Genomic DNA, 839 nt, shown 5'->3' with positions numbered 1-839 from the left:
GATTACACCGTGCATTTCTTTCCAGCTTTCCCAGCGTTGGTAGGCCAGTTCTTGCATGTCGGTGCTCTTGTCGGCTTCGTCGATGATTTCTTCACCAACTAAGTGCTCAAAGATGTCTTCAAGTGTGACAAGGCCAAGAACGGTGCCGTATTCGTCGACCACAAGTGCCAGTTGTAGGCGGTGCGTCATCATTTGATCGAATACTTTTGGTAGCGCTGTATTGTTCAGAACCACTTGGATTGGACGCATGACCGCACCGAGTTGTTTCTGACCACTGCCTGATTGCTGCATCTTAAACAGTTCTAGACGATGCACAAAGCCGATGATGTTGTCTTTCTGCTCGCTGTATACCAGCGGACGTGAGAACGGTGTGTCTTTGTGTTTGTCCAGAAACTCATTGATGGTCATCGTTGCGTCAACGCGGAAGACAACAGGGCGAGGTGTCATGACTTGTGTGACAGGCACATCTTGAATCCCTAGCAGGTTGCTTAAGATTTTAGATTCGCCTTCTGCAAATTCACCACTTTCGCGTGCCAAAATCGCCATCGCAGAAAGTTCATCACGCATTTTTGGTGCTTCGTGGTTACGAGCCAAACGCTTGGTGATTTGCTCTGAAAACCATACAAATGGCGTTAGCGCCCATACCATCCAACGTAGCGATACCGCCGCTGCTGGTGCAAGCTGACGCCAGTACGTTGCACCGATGGTCTTCGGTACGATTTCAGAGAGAACCAAGATCGCCAGTGTGAGCACAGCAGAGAAGATGCCAAGTGCTTCGCTGCCGAATACGACGGCCGCCTGTGCACCTGCTGTTGCTGCACCGATAGTGTGAGCAATAG

Annotated in this window: 1 protein-coding gene; it reads right to left on the bottom strand. The window is 50.3% G+C overall.

Going from position 1 to position 839, the window contains the following annotated elements:
* Positions 1-839 (bottom strand): hemolysin family protein (locus tag R7Z50_RS26125; RefSeq protein ID WP_318149559.1); only part of this gene is annotated, 839 nt, incomplete at both ends.

The sequence above is a fragment of the Vibrio sp. 1249-1 genome (assembly GCF_033340495.1).
The sequence above is the reverse complement of the archived record's forward strand: the minus strand, read 5'-3'. Positions and strand labels throughout refer to the sequence as shown.